The following is a 14,964-nucleotide window of genomic DNA, read 5'->3' as shown; positions in this document are numbered from 1 at the left end:
GCTTTGGCCGCATCAGGAGATCCGACAGATGAACAAGCTGGAAGCCGACCTGCTGCGGGGACTGTGGTACGTGGCCTGCCCCGGGTCGGAGGTGAAGCCCGGCAAGATGCTCGGCAAGACGCTGCTCGGCGAGCCGGTGCTGATCGGCCGGGCCGCCAGCGGCAAGGTCTTCGCGCTGCGCGACATCTGCCCGCATCGCGGCATCCCGCTGCGCCATGGCTGGTTCGACGGCGAGACCGTGCAGTGTTGCTACCATGGCTGGAAGTTCGACACCGACGGCACCTGCGTCGACATTCCCTCCACCCATGCGACGCAGACCATCGACTATACGAAGATCTCCTGCGGCGCCTATTCGGCGCGCGAGCAGAACGGCCTGATCTGGATCTATTTCCCGGAAAACGGCGAGCGCCCCGAGGACGGACGCCAGCCCGAGCCTCCGATGATGCCGGATATCGATGCAGGCACCGGTCCGCGACTGGAGATCGTGCTGCCGTTCGTCTGTTCGGTCGACCATGCGGCGCTCGGCCTGATGGACCCCACGCATGCGGCGTTCGTGCACACCTCCTGGTGGTTCAAGAAGAATGCCAAGGTGCTGCGCTCCAAGGAGAAACACTTCGCGCCGTCGGGGCTCGGGTGGGCAATGGTGCGCCACAAGCTGCCGCCGCAGAACATCGCCTACCGGGTGCTGGGCGACGACGTGACCACCGAGATCAGCTACGCGCTGCCGGGCCTGCGCATCGAGCACATCAAGGGCAGCAAACACACCGTGGTCGGGCTGACCACGATCACGCCGATCGATCCCTCGCACACGGAAGTGCGGCAGATGTTCTGGGCCAGCATGGGCTGGGTCGCACCGCTGGCGCCGCTTGCCCGCCACCTGATGAAGGTGTTTCTCGACCAGGATCGCCGCGTCGTCATCCAGCAGCGCGAGGGCCTGGAGCACAATCCCAAGCTGATGCTGATCAACGATGCCGATACGCAGGGACGCTGGTGGATGCAGCTCAAGGAAGAGTGGCAGCGCTCCGGCGAGGAGAAGCGGCCCTTCGTCAATCCGGTCAAGGAACGCTTGCTGCGCTGGATGAGCTAGGCTCGGGACCTGCCCCTTCGCCGCCCTCGCCCGCCAGCATTTCGGCGAGAAGGTCGAAGACGACCCGGATCCTGCGGCTCTTGCGCAGTTCCCGGTGAGTGACCAGCCAGACGGGTACCGGGAATGGCGGGAAACCGGGCAAGATGCACTCGACGTCCGGCGTCAGCGCGGCGATTTCCTCCACCATCGCCCCGACGCCGAGCCCCTGACGAACATACTCCCAGGCGACCACGCCATTCTCCGTGACAATGCGGAAATTGTCGGGAGTGAGAGCCAAGCCCTGCGCGTTGAGCGCGTTCATCAGCCGGTCGGAGCGCTCGAACCCGACAAAGGGCCAGGAGGATAACTGCACCGCCTCATGCGGCCGGCCGAGGCGATCGATCAGGGAGCGCGCGGCATAGAGGCGGGCGTGCATGTCTGCGACCTTGCGCAGGATCAGCTCCGGCTCGTCTGGCTGCACATGGCGGATGGCGATGTCGGCCTCCCGCCGTCGCAGGTCGCGCAGGCCGTTCGACGCGACCACCTCGACCGCGATCCCCGGTGCCGCAAGGCGCAGTCGCCCGAGCATGGACGGCAGCAGATAGGCGGCAAAGGCATCGCTGGCGGTGACCGAAACCTCGCCCTCGACCGCGTCCGCGCGGCCGGATGCCGCCAGCGAGACGCGGTTCGCCGCCTCTCCCATTTCCCTTGCATGTTCAAGCAGTTCAAGACCGGAACGGGTGAGCGACAGGGACCGGCCGAGCCGCTCGAAAAGCACGACGCCCAGCCGCTCCTCAAGAGCGGCGACCTGCCGGCCGAGCGTCGGCTGCGTCAGCCCGAGCGCCCGGGCGGCAGCGGAAAGGGACCCTTCCTCCGCCGTGACGAGAAAGGCCCGGACCTGGTTCCAGTCGAAGGTGACGCTGCGCCAATTCATGCAAATCTGTATATCGAGGCTGCATTTTTCTGCAATTTCTTTTGACCGGCCGACGCGCTAAGCGAGGGACACGACCAGCGGCCCGTTCCCGGATCCACCGGGACGCGATGACCGGCGAGATGCGAGGACAGGCAATGACGGGTTCGGCACGTTTCTGGGACAGGGTCGCACGCAAATACGCGGCGCGGCCGGTCGGCGATCCGGAGGCCTATCACGCCACGCTGGAGCGGACAAAGGCGCATCTGAAGGCGGATCAGCGGGTGCTGGAAGTGGGCTGCGGCACCGGCACCACGGCGCTGATCCTGGCGCCCGCCACCGGCCATCTGACGGCGACCGACGTCTCGGGGGAAATGATTGCGATCGCAAGGGAAAAGCTTTCTGCGGGCGATCCTGGAAATGTCGCCTTCGAGCAGGCGGAGCTGACGCCGTCGGGCCTCCCGGCGGGTCCCTTCGACGCGGTGCTCGCCTTCAACCTGCTGCATCTCGTCGAGGACCTGCCGGCGGCGCTGCAGGCGCTGCGCGGGCGGCTCGTTCCCGGGGGATTGCTGATTTCCAAGACCGTCTGTCTCGGCGGCTGGCGGGCGCTGCTGCTGTGGCCGCTGATCGCCGCGATGCGCCTTTTCGGCAAGGCGCCGCATGTCGCCTTCCTGAAACCGGCGGAGATGGACAGGATGGTTGCGGAGGCCGGCTTCGAGATCATCGAGACCGGCTTCTATCCGGTGCGCTCGGCCTCGCGGTTCATCGTCGCACGCAAGGCTTGAGGGCGGCAAAGGACGCTTCAGAGGCGTGCAATTGCGACAATCCCGAACAAATTTCGACAGTTTTCTGCGCAATATTGATCGAAACTTGTATGGCAATTGCACGAGTTTTCATCCGGCACCGGCGCACGGCAGATGCAGGCGCACCTCGAGGCCGGGTGCTTCGTCCTCATCGCTGTTGCCGATCGACAGCCGCCCGCCCCAGGCCTCGGCAATGTCGGTGACGATGGCAAGGCCGAGACCGGCGCCGCTGCCTGTCCCCGGGCCGGGGCGCCCGCTTTCGGCACTTGTCCCCGCCGCGCCGCTTCCGGCGAGATCGAGCCGGCCGCCGCGCCCGACGAGTTCGGCGACCCGCTCCCGCGCCATACCGGGACCGTCGTCGCGCAGGACCAGCGCCGCCATGCGGGCGCCCGGTTCCGCCTCCAGCGTGAAGGCGACGCGCGAGCGCGCATGGCGGGCGGCGTTCTCGGCGAGATTGCCGAGCGCCTCGGCAAGATCGTCCGGGTCGATGCGCAGGCTGGCAGCCCCGGGAATGTCAATCCGCCAGTCGAGGCGACTGCCCGCCGGCGTGCGGGCGACGACAGCAACGACGCTGCGGGCGACATCGGCGGGACGCGCCGCCACGGAAAGGTCGACCACCGCCCGGCCGGAGGCGATGCGGGCGCGCACGAGCTCGCGCTCGACATGGCGCCGCATGGCGGTGGCGACGGTTTCGATCTCGCCGGCGATCTCGCTTTCGCCGCGTGCCCGCAGCCGCTCCACGTCGCCGGCAAGCACCTGCAAGGGCGTGCGCAACCCGTGGGCAAGATCGCCGGCCCGCGCCCGGGCACTGGCCACCTGTGCCTCGCGTGCCGCAATCAGCCCGTCGAACTCGCCGGCCAGCGGCCGGATCTCGTCCGGGAAAGCATCTCCGAGGCGGCGGCGGTCGCCCGAGCGGATCGCCGCAAGCCCGTCGCGCACCGCCTTCAACGGGTGCAGGCCGACGCTCACCTGGGCAAAGGCGGCGACAAGCAGGAACAGCGCCAGAACCGCCAGATAGGGCACGAGGTCGAAGGCGAAGGCCCGAACGGCCGCGTCGATCTCGGCCCGGTCGAGCGCCGCCGCCACCCGGGCCGTGCCGCCGCCGAGCCGTTCCGGCAGGGAGATGCGGCGCTCCAGCGCGAGAAGACGGGCCCCGTCCGGCCCCGCGATCATGTGCCTGTGCAACTCGCCGTCGACAGGATCATCGAGGGGAAGGGCTAGATCGCCGTCCCACAGCGAGCGGGAGCGCAGCACGAGACCTTCCTGCTCCACCCGCCAGTAGAGGCCGGACAACGGCAGGGCGAAGCGCGGATCGCCCGGCGGCCGGGCAACGTCAAGCGCATCGCCGCCCGGTCGTTCGAGACCGGCGATCAGCTGGTCGAGATGGACGGAAAGCTCCTGATCGATGCGCCGGTCGACATGACGCTCGAACAGCAGCACGAGACCGGCGGCGGACAGCGCCAGCGCCAGCAGGATCGAGATGGCGCCGGCCAGGAGGAGGCGCAGGCGCAGCGAGCCGTGCCTCACGGCGCCGCCTCCTCGACCAGGTAGCCGAAGCCGCGACGGGTCTCGACGGCACCGGGGCCGAGCTTCTTGCGCAGCCTGGCGATCACGGCTTCCAGCGCGTTGGGGTCGCGGGCGTCGTCGTCGCCGTAAAGATGCTCAAGCAGTTCGGTTGCCGGCACGACGCGGCCCTTGTGGTGCATCAGATAGGCGACGAGCCTGTATTCCAGCGGCGACAGGGCGAGCGGTGCGCCGTCGCGCGAGACGCGCATCTGGCGGGTGTCGAGCAGCAGGGGACCGGCCGCGATCGCCGCGCTGGCAACGCCGACGGAGCGGCGGATGAGGGCGCGGGAACGGGCGAGAAGCTCCTCCATGCGAAACGGCTTGGGAAGATAGTCGTCGGCGCCCGCGTCGATGCCCTCGACGCGCTCGGACCAGGAGCCGCGCGCGGTGAGGATCAGCACCGGCATGGCGCGACCGCCGGCGCGCCAGCGTTTCAGCACCGACAGCCCGTCCAGCACGGGCAGACCGAGGTCGAGCACCACCAGGTCGAAATCCTGGGTGTCGCCCGAGAACCAGGCCTCCTCGCCGTCCCGCGCGACCTCGACCAGATAGCCGGCCCCCTCGAGCGTCGCCGTCACGTCGCGGCGGATGCGCGCGTCGTCCTCCACGACCAGCACGCGCATCAATCGTCCTCGATCTCGACGACGCGGCCGCTGGCGGCGTCGACCATCACCTCCAGCAGGCGGCCGGAGGTCGTCACCATCTTGAACTCGTAGAAGTAGCGCCCGTCCTCGCGTTCCAGCTCGACCTCCAGGACGCGGCCGCCGATCCGGCTCTCGATGCCCGGAAGGATCTCCGCGAGCGGCAGCGCCCGCCCCTCGCGCACGGCACGCATGGCCTTCTCATGATCGCTGCCGGCGAAAGCGGAGGCACCGGCAAGGGATGCGCCCAGCAGAAGGGCGAGCGACAGGGCGGCGAACCGGCGGCGGGCGGGAGCTTGTTTCATCACAGGAGATCTATAGCGCGCCGAAACTGACAATTCACTGACTTCGCGCAAAGGCCTGACGTCAGGGTCGATGGCGCATTATCACTTCCATCGCCGGTGGCACGGGCCGCACGGCAGACCAACAGGAGACCGACACATGCGCAAGCCCATCCTTCTTTCCGTTCTCGTCCTGATCCTCGCCGGCACGGCCGGTGCCGCGTTCGCCGGCAATGACGGCCGCCAGCGCTTCAACATTGACGCGCCGCGCGACCAGTGGATGAGCGTCGCCCAGATCGCCGAGAAATACGAGGCGCAGGGCTTCAAGGTTCGTCAGGTCGAGCTCGACGACGGCGTCTACGAAATCTACGCCATCAACGCCCAGGGCCTGCGTCTCGAGGCCTATGTTCACCCGGTCACCGGCGAGATCCTCGCCCACGACAATGACGACTGATGACCTCGCATGAGGGCACGGCCCTGCCGGGCGGCGAGATGTCGCCCGGCGGCCAGACAGGCGAACCCGGCGCCGCCACCGTCCGGGTCTGGGATCCGCTCGTCCGCCTCTTCCACTGGTCGCTGGTCGCCGGCTTCACCGTCGCCTATGTCACGGCGGACGAGATCCAGCGCATCCACGAGCTTGCCGGCTACACGATCGCCGGCCTTCTCGTCCTCCGCATCCTCTGGGGCTTCGTCGGCACGCCGCACGCCCGCTTTTCGGATTTCGTCCGCCCGCCCGGCGAAGTGGCCTCGTTTCTTATCGACAGCATCCGCCTCAAGGCCCGGCGCTTCATCGGCCACAATCCGGCGGGCGGCGCCATGGTGCTGGCCCTGATCGCGGCGCTCGGCGGCGCCTGCGCCACGGGCTACATGATGACGACCGACGCCTTCTGGGGCACGGGCTGGGTCGAGGACCTGCATGAAGTGCTCGCCAACGGCGCGCTGGCGCTCGTCTTCCTGCATCTTGCAGGCGTCCTGCTGGCGAGCTTCGAGCACCGCGAAAACCTGGTCCTCTCGATGATCACCGGCCGCAAGCGCGGCGGCGGGACCTGATCCCGAGCCCCGGGGTTGAGCCGGCACGCGTTCGTCAGAGCGGCCAGACGAGCAGCAGCAGCGGCAGCGCCACCGCGGTGACGACCACCTCCAGCGGCAGGCCGAGGCGCCAGTAATCGCCAAAGCCGAAGCCGCCGGGACCGAGGATCAGCGTGTTGTTCTGGTGGCCGATCGGGGTCAGGAAGGCGCAGGAGGCGCCGATCGCCACCGCCATCAGGAAGGCATCGGCGGCAACCCCGAGCGCGGCGGCGATGCCGATGGCGATGGGGCACATCACCGCCGCCGTCGCCGCGTTGTTCATCACGTCCGACAGGAACATGGTGACCAGCATGACCATCGCCAGCGCGACGACGGGATGACCCTGGGCCACCGTGCCGACAAGGAAGGAGGCGAGGAGTTCGGCCGTGCCGGTCGCCTCCATCGCGCCGGCCACCGGAATGAGCGCTGCAAGCAGCACGACGATCGGCCAGTCGATCGCCGTGTAGACGGAGCGCAAGGGCACCGTCTTCAGCACCATCGAGGCCAGCACGCCGGCGGAGAACGAGACGGCGGCCGGCAGCAGGCCGAGCGCCGCGACAAGGATCGACAGGCCGAGAATCACCGCCGAAATGAAAGCCCTGCGCTTGTTCGGGATACGCAGCTCGCGTTCGGCCAGCGGAACGCAGCCCATGTCGGAGGCGAAATCGGAAAGCGCATCCGTGGGCCCCTGCATCAAGAGCAGGTCGCCGGACTGCAGCGCCATCGTCCTCAGCCGCGCGGTCGAGCGCCGGCCGTTGCGCGACACGCCCAGCAGGTTGAGCCCGTAGCGGGTCCTGAGCGACAGGTCGCGGGCCGAGCGGCCGACGATCAGAGAGCCGGGGCGCACGACGAGTTCGCGCAGCACGATCTCCTCGCTCTCGCTGGTCTGGCGGCTCTCCTGATGGTTCTCCCTGGAATTTTCCTGGCGGTCGTCCTCGCCGCCTTCCGCGGCCTTGTCCGTTTCGTTGCCGCCGTTGCCGTCTTCTGCGGTGTCGGCCTCGACAACCCTCGGCTCGGGTTTGACCTGTTCCTCCAGCTTGAGGTCGAGCTTCGACAGCGCCTCGGCGATGCCGTCCATGTCCGCTTCCAGCACGAGGATGTCGCCCGAGCGAATGCGGCGCGCGCCATGAGGGGCGCTGACGCGCACCTCGTTGCGCACCAGGCCGACGACCTGGGCAACGTCCGGGTCGAGCTTGGCCTCGATCTCGCGCAGGGTCATGCCGGCGGCCTTGCCGCCCTCCTTGACCCGGGCCTCGGTGAAATAGGCGCCGGTCTCGAAATCCTCGCCCGCCGCGGCCCGGGTCACCGGAACCAGGCGCCAGCCGGCGAAGACGACGAAGACAAGCCCGGCCAGCGCCACGCCGAGGCCGACGGGGGCGAAGTCGAACATGGCGAAGCCGCCGGCACCGGTCTCGGCCCGAAACCCGGAGACGATGAGGTTGGGCGGGGTGCCGATCAGCGTTGTCATGCCGCCCAGAATGGTGCCGAAGGCGAGCGGCATCAGCACCCGGCCGGGCGTCATCTCCAGTCTGCGGGAAAGCTGCAGGGCAACGGGCATCAGGAGCGCCATCGCCCCGACATTGTTCATGAAGCCGGACAGGGCTGCGCCAAGCCCGGTCAGCGCGGCAAGCGAGGCGGTGCGCCCGGCATTGGCCGGCAGAACCGTGCGGGCAAGCACGTCGACGGCGCCGGAGGACTGCAGCCCGCGGCTGAGCACGAGCACGCAGGCGACGGTAATCACCGCCGGATGGCCGAAGCCGGCAAACGCCTCGTCCGCCGGCACCAGGCCGGCGACAACGCAGGCGATCAGCGCGGCCAGCGCGACCACGTCATGGCGCAGGCGACCGGACAGGAACAGGCCCATCGTCGCCGCGAGAATGGCAAGGATCGCGATCTGGTCGCCGCTCATGGAGAACTCCCGGTTACGTCATCCCCTGTCTACAGGCTTGACACGCCAGTGGGAACGGCGCCGGCACAGGAATGGTTCCCTCCGGTGTTTACTTCCCGGAGAAACTTACTAGGGTCCGTCCGGGCTGATATTCTGGAAAACGGGAAACTGAGGGCGACATGGCAGACAATCCGGATGTGGGGCTGACGCTCGACAGCGAGCAGGCCTGCAGCATTTGCCATGGGCGCGAGCGGAAGGTCGTGTCGAAAATCGGCCGCGGCTTCGAAAAGCTCACCACGGTGATCTGCACCGGCTGCGGCCTTCTGCAAAGCCACCCGATGCCGACCGCGGCGGAGCTGGAACGCTTCTATGCGGTCGATTACCGCAAGAAATACAAGTCCACCCACGAACCGAAGCTGAAACACGTCTATCGCTATGCGCCGGGGGCGTATCAGCGGGTGGCGCAGCTCGCAGCACTCACCGGCCCCGAACAGCGCCGCTTCCTGGACATCGGCGCGGGCAGCGGCGAGATCCTCTACATGGCGCGCAAGATGGGGTTCGAGGTCACCGGCATCGAACCGAACACCGGTTATGCGCAATACACCCGGACAAAGCTCGACCTGCCGGTCCAGAACTGCAACTACGAGCAGGCGGGCCTGCCGAAGGACCACTTCGACATCATCAACCTGAGCCATGTTCTGGAGCACCTGCGCGACCCGCTCGCCTCGCTGCGCTTCCTCAACGGGTTGCTGCGGCCGGGCGGTATTTTGTGCGTCGCGGTGCCCGACATCGCCCATACCAGCCACGCGCCCTGGACCCGGTTCCACTACGCCCATGTCCACAATTTCAACCATGACACGCTGAAGGCCATGGTGCTGAAATCGGGTTTCGAACTGTTGCCCGAAAGCAATGACAGCACGACGCTGATCGTCCGCAAGACCGGCGCGGCGTTCTGCGACGTGCCGCGGCCGATGGAGGAAAACTATCGCCGGCTTTGGTCCGGCCTGACGGCATCGACCTCTGTTGCCGGCCATGTGGCGAGCCGGCGCGGGATCGGACGGTTCATCGGCAAGCTCTATCGCTACCCCAAGGAATATATCCTGGCCAAGACCCACGGCTCGCCGCGCGACATTCTCGACCACGTCTTCAAGCGGATGGACGCGGCCCGCAGGCCGTAGCGGCGACAAGGACGCTTATGCACCGCGCCCCGTCGCGCCGGCGCCTTTGCAACGCAGGCCAACTGCACTAGGACGTGAACTCATAATTCTGGCGAGAAACGGTATGAGGGAACGGACTGGATACCAGGAGCAAACCCGCAGGAAACCGCCCGGTTTTCAAGGGGGTGCGACGCCGTTGCCAGCCCGTTCCTTCATACCCGGAGGGCGCCCGTCCGGCTTCGACCCGCGGCGTCAGACCGCTTGACCGGGGTCCCGCCCCGGCCATCGCGGCCTTTCTGGCGGATCATTGCCGGACCGGACGCCGTTTCCGGCACAATTATGAGTTCACGTCCTAAGAGACGACCCGAGGGGCAGGGTTTGCAGGTTCATCCCATGAGCGAGACATCGAAGGCCGCCGGAACAGGGCTCGTCCTCGTCGACGCGATCGCGGGCGAGGCGCTGGTCTTTCCGCCGCCGCGCGAGGTGCTCGCCTGCCGGAAGATCGGCGAGGTCGAGGCGGTGCTGCAACGGGCCGAGGCCGCGGCCCGCGCCGGCGCCCATGTCGCCGGCTTTCTTGCCTACGAGGCCGGATTCGCCTTCGAGGAGAAGCTCCTCCCCCTTGCCCCCGCCGATCCCGCCCTGCCGCTTGTCTGGTTCGGCCTGCACGAGGCGCCCGAACGCCTGCCGATGGCGGAGGCGCTCGCCCGGCTCCTTGACGAGGAGGACGGTGCGCCGAACGAGGAAACCGGCGCCGGGATCGACGGCTTCGACATGTCGCGGACGGAGTATGACGCGGCCTTCGCCGCCGTGCGCGACCATCTGGCCAAGGGCGACATCTACCAGGCCAACCTGACGATGCGGGCGCACGGGCGCTGGCGCGGCAGCCTCGCCCGCCTGTTCACCCGGCTGATCGCCGCCCAGCCGGTCGGCCACGCCGCCTTCCTGCGGCTTGACGGCACCACGCTGCTGTCGCTGTCGCCGGAGCTGTTTCTCGAGCGACGCGGCTCCCGCCTCCTCACCCGGCCGATGAAGGGCACGGCGCGGCGCGGCGCAAGCGCCCCGGAAGACCGGGAGATCGCCGCCGAACTTGCCCGCGATCCGAAGTCCCGGGCCGAGAACGTGATGATCGTCGACCTGATGCGCAACGACCTGTCGCGCATCGCCGAGACCGGCAGCGTCCAGGTTCCGCGCCTGTTCGAGGTCGAGCGCTACGCGACGCTGTTCCAGATGACCTCGAGCGTGGAGGCCCGCGTTCCGGCGGAAACCGGCTTTGCCGAATGCATGCGGCAGCTCTTCCCCTGCGGCTCGATCACGGGTGCACCGAAACTGTCGGCGATGCAGATCATCCACCGGTTGGAGCACGGCCCGCGCGGCGTCTATACCGGTGCCATCGGGCATCTGGAGCCCTCCGGCGATTTCCGCTTCAACGTGGCGATCCGCACCATGGTTGCGCATGACGATGGCCGCTTCGAGATGGGTGCCGGCTCGGGTCTCGTCTTCGATTCCGCCGCCAGCCCCGAATATGACGAATGCCGGCTGAAGCTCGCCTTCCTGGAGCGGCCGGCGGCCGGTTTCTCGCTGTTCGAGACGATGGCCTGGCACCCGGGCGAGGCGGAAGGGCTTGCCGGCTACCTGCTGCTCGAACGCCATCTGGACCGCATGGCGACAAGCGCCGCGCGGCTCGGCTTCGCCTTCGACCGGCATGCGGCGAGCGCCCTGCTTGCCGGACACGCGACAGACTTTCCGGCGGCGCGCCGGGTGAAGCTGACGCTCGATCCGGATGGAACCTTGAGCCTTGAGACAGGCGAGATGCCGCCCGCGCCGGCGCGCTGGAAGGTGGCGCTCGCCGATGTCGCCATCGATGCCGGCGATCCCCTGCTTGCCCACAAGACGACGCGGCGGGCGCTATACGACGGCACGCGGGCGCGCCTTGCCGCCGGGACCGGCTGCGACGAGGTGCTGTTCGTCAACCGGGACGGGTACCTGACGGAGGGGAGCTTCACCAACCTCTTCATCGCCCGCAACGGGCGGCTGCTGACGCCCGCGCTGCGGCACGGCCTGTTGCCCGGCACCTTGCGCGCCGCACTGATCGACAGCGGACGCGCCTTTGAGGCGGATCTCAGGGTTGCGGACCTGGACGGCGCCGGGCGCATTTATCTCGGCAATTCGCTGCGCGGGCTGGTCGAAAGCGTCATCCAGTCGCGCTTGCGCGAGGCCGCCGAATGAGGCGCGGCCGCGTCGCCTGAGGGGGCGGCCGTGCCGGACCCCCGCACCTTCGGCGCCACCGGCCCGGGCGCGGCATCGCTTGCCGCCGCCGGCCAGGGCACGATCTCGATCTCCGGCCAGGCGGCCTTCATCCTGACCGCCTTTTCCATGTAGGTGGCGGCGTTGTCGAGCACCGGATTGGGCACCAGCCGCATGGCGAAAATGTCGGCCAGGCCGAAGGGCGCGACAATCGACAGGCGGCCGTCGGCCTCCAGCCGGACGGCGACCGCGTGGGTGCGCGCGGCATAGTTCAGCAGGGCCGCATCGGTGCAGGACAGGCGCGGATAGGAAATGCCGTGCTTTTCCGCGAACCAGAGATGGACACGGGCCTGGTTGCGGATCTCGAGCGGCGCCGGCAGGCCGGCGAACAGCGGCCGGGCGCGGGTGATGACCCGATCCTCGGCCTCGTAGCTGGTGTCGCCGTCGAAATAGATGAGGTCGAGATCCTTGATGCCGTGTCCGGCCGGGCGGCGGGTCAGCGCGTTCCAGACAGTCTGGTAGATCGCGCCGCTGGCCAGCCGCCAGTCGGGCAGCCCCAGGCGGCGCGCGGTCTTCAGCACCTGCATCACCACCGGATCCATGCGCAGAATCAGCTCCAGCACGCGCCGCCGGTCGTCCTCGCCGGTCAGCGCCGGATCGCCAAGCGTCGTGCGCCCGAAGGCAAGACCGGGGCCCCGGTCAACCGCCGCAGCCTGCGCCGCCGTCATCTGATCCCCTCGTCATTCGCGCCGCTTCGCGCAACGCATGCCCCCTGCCCGACAGGATGCGGGCTCATCGCGCGCGGTGCAAGCCTCCGAACGGGATCGGGATACGGCGCGAAAAGGGCACGGGATGTTCTCGCGCGCCCTTTCGTTCGCTTGTTTTCGTTCACCGGCGCCGGATCAGGCGCGCAAGGTGCCGCCGGTCGCCTTTTCCACCGCGGCGCGGATCTTCGCACCGACCGCGTCGATTTCCTCCTCGGTCAGCGTGTGCTGGCGCGGCTGGAGGGTGACGTCGATGGCCATCGACTTGGCGCCTTCCGCAACACCGGCGCCGCGATAGACATCGAACAGCGAGACGTCGACGATCAGCGCCTTGTCGGCACCGCGCGCCGCCTTGATCAACCGGTCGGCAGTCACCGCCTCGTCGACGACGAAGGCGAAGTCGCGGCGCACCGGCATCAGGTCGGAGGCCTCGAAGGCGCCCTTGGAGCGCCCCGGCTTGGCCTTGGGCTGCGGCACCGCGTCCAGATAGACCTCGAAGACGGCGAGCCGGCCGTCGAGATCGAGCGCCCTGGCAACGCGCGGATGCAACTCGCCGAAGCGGGCGAGCACGGTCTTCGGCCCAAGGCGCAATTCGCCCGACCGGCCCGGATGCAGCCAGGACGGGGCTTCTGCAAAGACCATCAGCTTGTCGACCGGCGCGCCGATGGCGGCGAGCGCGGCTTCCGCGTCGGCGCGGGCGTCGAAGACATTCACCTGCGGCGCGTTGCCCGACCAGTGGCGGTCCGACCCGGTCATTGCCGCGGTGCCACGGCGCACGCCGGCGGCAACCATCGACTGGCCCTCGGGCGTGTCGTTGGCGAAGACCTGGCCGACCTCGAACAGCGCCACATCGTCATAGCCGCGATCGGCGTTGCGCTGGGCGGCGGCGGCGAGACCCGGCACCAGGCTCGGGCGCATGTCGGACATGTCGGCGGAAATCGGGTTGGCCAGCTCCAGCAGACGCGATCCGCCGCCAAAGGCTTCCGCCTGGGTACGAGAGATGAACGACCAGGTGACCGCTTCCTTCATGCCGCGCACCGCGAGCGCGCGGCGCGCCTGCGAACGGCGCGTCTGGCCCGGCGTCAGCACGCGGCCGGCAACGCTTTCAAGGCGCGGCAGCGGCGTCGAGACGACCTTGTCGAGGCCGACGATGCGCACGACCTCCTCGACGAGGTCGGCCTTGCCGTGCACGTCCGGGCGCCAGGAGGGCGGCGCCACCTTGACCGTGTCGCCGCTGCCGGTGACCCAGAAGCCGAGCCGCGTCAGCACGCCCTTGATCTCCGCGTCGGAGACGGACAGACCGGTCAGCCGCTTCACCTCCGAGAAGGGGAAGTCGATGCTGCGATCGGTCTCCGGCACCTTGCCGGCCACCGAGACCTCACTCGGCGTGCCGCCGCACATGTCCATGACGAGGCGGGTGGCCAACTCGACACCGGGCACGCAGAAGGCCGGATCGACGCCGCGCTCGAACCGGTAGCGCGCGTCGCTGTTGACGCCGAGCTTGCGGCCGGTGCGGGCAATGTTGGTGTCGTCCCAAAGGGCCGATTCGATCAAGACGTCGGTGGTGTCCTCCGTGCAGCCGGACGCCTCGCCGCCCATGATGCCGGCCAGCGATTCCAGTCCGTTCTCGTCGGAAATGACGCAGACCGTGTCGTCGACCTTGTAGGTCTTGCCATCGAGCGCCAGCAGTTCCTCGCCCTCGCGGCCACGGCGCACGACGAGATCGCCCCTGACCCTGGCGGCGTCGAAGACGTGCAAGGGGCGGCCGCGATCGAAGGTGACATAGTTGGTGATGTCGACCAGCGCGTTGATCGGGCGCAGGCCGATCGCCTTCAGCCGCTTCTGCATCCAGTCCGGCGACGGGCCGTTCTTCACGCCGCGCACCAAGCGCAGGGCGAAGGTCGGGCAGAGCGGCGGCGTGTCGCCGAACTCGAGCCGCACCTGCACCGGGCAAGGGCCGTCGCCGGGGATCTGCGCCGGACGATTTTCCTTGAGCTTGCCGAGGCCGACGGCGGCAAGGTCGCGGGCAATGCCGGCAACGCCCGTGCAGTCGGGGCGGTTCGGCGTCAGGCCGATCTCGATGACCGGATCGTCGAGCCCGGCCCATTCGGCATAGGAAACACCGACCGGCGCGTCGGGGCCAAGGTCGATGATGCCGTCATGCGAATCGGAGAGCTCCAGCTCGCGCTCGGAGCACATCATGCCGAAGCTTTCGACATCGCGGATCTTGCCGACCGACAGCGTCACGTCGATGCCGGGGACATAATCGCCCGGCCGCGCCAGCACGCCGACAAGGCCTGCGCGCGCGTTCGGCGCGCCGCAGACGATCTGCAGCGGCGCGACGCCGTTGCCGGCATCGACGGTGAGCACCTTCAGCCGGTCGGCATTGGGGTGCTGCCTGGCGTCGACGACCCTGGCGATGGTGAAGGGTTTCAGCCGGTCGGCCGGGCTGGCGACATCCTCGACCTCAAGGCCGACGCGGGTCAGCGTCTCGACGATCTCGTCGAGGCTCGCGTCGGTCTCCAGGTGTTCCTTCAGCCAGGAGAGGGTGAATTTCATGGGCTTGGTCTCTTCGT

At 68.5% G+C, this 14,964-nt stretch carries 13 protein-coding genes; 6 read left to right on the top strand and 7 right to left on the bottom strand.

The window, feature by feature from the left end; genetic code table 11:
• Positions 1-28: 28 nt before the first annotated feature.
• Entirely contained in the window at positions 29-1,087 is a 1,059-nt protein-coding gene (locus ACQY46_RS06670; protein ID WP_428699486.1) for a Rieske 2Fe-2S domain-containing protein, read from the top strand.
• Here ACQY46_RS06670 and ACQY46_RS06665 read toward each other — a convergent pair.
• Positions 1,056-2,000, bottom strand: a complete 945-nt coding sequence (locus ACQY46_RS06665; RefSeq protein WP_428699485.1) for a LysR family transcriptional regulator — start codon at positions 1,998-2,000, stop codon at positions 1,056-1,058. The genes ACQY46_RS06670 and ACQY46_RS06665 overlap by 32 nt on opposite strands.
• Positions 2,001-2,134: 134 nt before the next feature.
• Here ACQY46_RS06665 and ACQY46_RS06660 point away from each other — a divergent pair, with 134 nt between their 5' ends.
• On the top strand, positions 2,135-2,761 hold the full coding sequence (locus ACQY46_RS06660; RefSeq protein ID WP_428699484.1) for a class I SAM-dependent methyltransferase: 627 nt from the start codon (positions 2,135-2,137) through the stop codon (positions 2,759-2,761).
• 108 nt (positions 2,762-2,869) lie between these two features.
• On the opposite strand, the gene ACQY46_RS06655 is transcribed toward ACQY46_RS06660, so the two are convergent.
• Genes ACQY46_RS06655 through ACQY46_RS06645 form a run of 3 tightly spaced genes read right to left on the bottom strand, consistent with a single transcriptional unit; the run spans position 2,870 to position 5,291 of the window.
• Positions 2,870-4,306, bottom strand: a complete 1,437-nt coding sequence (locus ACQY46_RS06655; protein ID WP_428699483.1) for a sensor histidine kinase — start codon at positions 4,304-4,306, stop codon at positions 2,870-2,872.
• Positions 4,303-4,968, bottom strand: a complete 666-nt coding sequence (locus ACQY46_RS06650; RefSeq protein WP_428699482.1) for a response regulator transcription factor — start codon at positions 4,966-4,968, stop codon at positions 4,303-4,305. The genes ACQY46_RS06655 and ACQY46_RS06650 overlap by 4 nt, the downstream gene beginning before the upstream one ends.
• Positions 4,968-5,291, bottom strand: a complete 324-nt coding sequence (locus ACQY46_RS06645; RefSeq protein WP_428699481.1) for a PepSY domain-containing protein — start codon at positions 5,289-5,291, stop codon at positions 4,968-4,970. The genes ACQY46_RS06650 and ACQY46_RS06645 overlap by 1 nt, the downstream gene beginning before the upstream one ends.
• Before the next feature lie 136 nt (positions 5,292-5,427).
• Here ACQY46_RS06645 and ACQY46_RS06640 point away from each other — a divergent pair, with 136 nt between their 5' ends.
• Positions 5,428-5,721: a PepSY domain-containing protein gene (locus ACQY46_RS06640; protein ID WP_428699480.1), complete on the top strand. Its 294-nt coding sequence runs from the start codon at positions 5,428-5,430 to the stop codon at positions 5,719-5,721.
• Positions 5,721-6,317 carry a cytochrome b/b6 domain-containing protein gene (locus tag ACQY46_RS06635; protein WP_428699479.1) on the top strand — a complete coding sequence of 199 codons (597 nt, stop codon included), beginning with the start codon at positions 5,721-5,723 and terminating at the stop codon, positions 6,315-6,317. The genes ACQY46_RS06640 and ACQY46_RS06635 overlap by 1 nt, the downstream gene beginning before the upstream one ends.
• Before the next feature lie 34 nt (positions 6,318-6,351).
• Here ACQY46_RS06635 and ACQY46_RS06630 read toward each other — a convergent pair whose 3' ends face one another.
• Positions 6,352-8,244 (bottom strand): SLC13 family permease, encoded by a 1,893-nt coding sequence (locus ACQY46_RS06630; protein ID WP_428699478.1) that lies wholly within the window; start codon positions 8,242-8,244, stop codon positions 6,352-6,354.
• Positions 8,245-8,402: 158 nt separating this feature from the next.
• On the opposite strand from ACQY46_RS06630, the gene ACQY46_RS06625 reads away from it, so the two are divergent.
• Together ACQY46_RS06625 and pabB are read left to right on the top strand one after the other, a co-directional pair.
• A complete protein-coding gene (locus ACQY46_RS06625) occupies positions 8,403-9,401 on the top strand; it encodes a class I SAM-dependent methyltransferase (protein WP_428699477.1) in 999 nt (332 codons plus the stop codon).
• A 372-nt stretch (positions 9,402-9,773) separates the two neighbouring features.
• Positions 9,774-11,606 carry an aminodeoxychorismate synthase component I gene (gene pabB, locus ACQY46_RS06620; protein WP_428699476.1) on the top strand — a complete coding sequence of 611 codons (1,833 nt, stop codon included), beginning with the start codon at positions 9,774-9,776 and terminating at the stop codon, positions 11,604-11,606.
• On the opposite strand, the gene ACQY46_RS06615 is transcribed toward pabB, so the two are convergent.
• Both ACQY46_RS06615 and pheT read right to left on the bottom strand, forming a co-directional pair.
• The gene (locus ACQY46_RS06615; protein ID WP_428699475.1) at positions 11,534-12,352 is read right to left on the bottom strand and encodes a nucleotidyltransferase family protein; all 819 of its coding nucleotides are present in this window, start codon (positions 12,350-12,352) and stop codon (positions 11,534-11,536) included. The two genes, pabB and ACQY46_RS06615, sit on opposite strands and share 73 nt — an antisense overlap.
• A gap of 174 nt (positions 12,353-12,526) precedes the next feature.
• On the bottom strand, positions 12,527-14,947 hold the full coding sequence (gene pheT, locus ACQY46_RS06610; protein WP_428699474.1) for a phenylalanine--tRNA ligase subunit beta: 2,421 nt from the start codon (positions 14,945-14,947) through the stop codon (positions 12,527-12,529).
• Positions 14,948-14,964 lie beyond the last annotated feature (17 nt).

This window comes from Stappia sp., assembly GCF_965276915.1.
GTDB lineage: Bacteria > Pseudomonadota > Alphaproteobacteria > Rhizobiales > Stappiaceae > Stappia.
The sequence above is the reverse complement of the archived record's forward strand: the minus strand, read 5'-3'. Positions and strand labels throughout refer to the sequence as shown.